We start from the raw sequence: 1,803 nt of genomic DNA, 5'->3' as shown, positions 1-1,803 counted from the left end.
GCAAGGTGCTGCTAGATTTTGACCCGCGCGGAAAACTTGTCCAGATCTCGCAGGGCAGTACCGTATTCCTGACCGCTACCCTGGGCAGCGCAGACAGCCCGCCGCCACCGCCACCCGGTGGTGGATCAGGTTCGCCACCGTTTGGCAACGCCGAGTATGAGATGAGCATCGAGCCAGGCGGCAACGACGGTCCCGAGCTCAAGGCCAGGCTGCGCCAGCGATCCGACCGTGTCGATTTCAATGTAGAGCTTGAGGATTTGCCCACAGGATCCTATGGGCTGGTCGTCGGCGGCGTAAACCAGGGCAACATCAATGTGGTTTCCGTGCCGGGCGGCACCGAAGGCGAGATCGAGTTCCGCAATCCGGTCGAGCCGGGCAAGGAACTGCTCGACTTCGACCCGCGCGGCAAGGCCATAGACATCATTTCGAACGGTAGTGTCGTGATAGGTGGCCTGTTCCCGAATACACCGCAATAGCGGCAACTCTTGAAATCCGCGTCCGCCTCGCTCACTCCGGTGCTGATATCCCCCAGCCTGGATGAGCGTCGCGGCCCGCGGTGCGACGCCACCCGTTGCGACTGAATGCAACCATCGCCGGCCACCATGCCGGCGCTGGCACGTTTCAAATCCAGTGCTGGATTGCAACACGCGCCAGCCCAACCTGCTTCAGGAATCCAGCTCATGATCCACTCCGTCGCCACACAATCGAAACTGGTCATCGCCACCTTGTTCCTGCTCGCGCAGGCGGCAGTGGCTGCCGAGACCATCGATATCCAGGGTCATCCGGTGCTGGTCGATTCGAACACCATCATCGTTGTAGATGACGAGATCCTTCCTCCCGGGAGCCCCTTGCCAACCAAGTTCGGCTTGCGATCCGAGGTCCGATTCGACGCGAATGCCACTCATGCGCCGCAGGGTGCAGTTGCCGCGGCCACCGTGATTTTCTCCTATGCAGTGCGCGGTTCGGTGACGTCGACGGACCCATTGCGCGTGCTCGGCCAGGAAGTCACGGTAACCGGAGACACCGGGGCGACCGGTCTTCCCGGTGGCAGTATCGACAACATCGCTGTTGGCGATCATCTGGACGTGAGCGGTTACGTTGACACCAATTCGAGCTTGCAAGCATCGTTCATCGAGTATCTGCCGGCACAGACGCCACGATGGTTGCTGTCGGGCTACGTGACTGCGGCTAACGCCAACGAGATCGAACTTGGTCCGCAACGTGTCAGTCTTGACGGCGTTACACCGAACGATTGCGGGGCCAGTGTCGACTTGGGTGCCTTCGTGGAAATTCGCGCCGACAGCATTGCCGACTTCACTTCAGGCAGCGTCCTTGACACGGTCACGCGACTGACTTGTGTGGTTCCGATGCCACTTGGAACGCCCGGCGCGCTCGGGGCACTGAATGGTGTCGTAGGCGAGATTCTTTCCGACACCGAATTCGAATTCGGCCCCTATGTCGTATCGCACGACGATCTGACCGAATACCGCTTCGGTAGCGCCGACGATCTCGCGCCTGGCGCAGTCATCGAAGTCGATGGCATTTTCGGCGATAACCTTGCGTTTGTGGCCGAAGGCATCCAGTTCGACGCGCCGACGATTCGCATCGAGGGTCCGGTCGAACCTGCCGATGTTGTCGCAGGTGCCGAAGGCACCGTCCACATTCTCGCCAACACGGTTCGTCGATCGGCCCAGCTGCGCGACGAGGATCTGATCTATGCGAACGGCATCAACCAGCCGCGCCAGGTCGAAGTGCGTGGCTACATCGATAGCGCGGGTGTCCTCTGGGCAACGCGCGCTCGCT

At 61.0% G+C, this 1,803-nt stretch carries 2 protein-coding genes; both read left to right on the top strand.

Features of this window, described 5'->3' with window-relative positions:
• Positions 1-476: hypothetical protein (locus WBP53_RS05335; RefSeq protein WP_423926679.1), on the top strand; the 476-nt coding region annotated here is incomplete at its 5' end.
• Positions 477-680: 204 nt separating this feature from the next.
• On the top strand, positions 681-1,803 hold a 1,123-nt coding region (locus WBP53_RS05330; protein ID WP_423926677.1), incomplete at its 3' end, for a DUF5666 domain-containing protein.

The sequence above is a fragment of the Dokdonella sp. genome (assembly GCF_049593775.1).
GTDB lineage: Bacteria > Pseudomonadota > Gammaproteobacteria > Xanthomonadales > Rhodanobacteraceae > Dokdonella.
The sequence above is the reverse complement of the archived record's forward strand: the minus strand, read 5'-3'. Positions and strand labels throughout refer to the sequence as shown.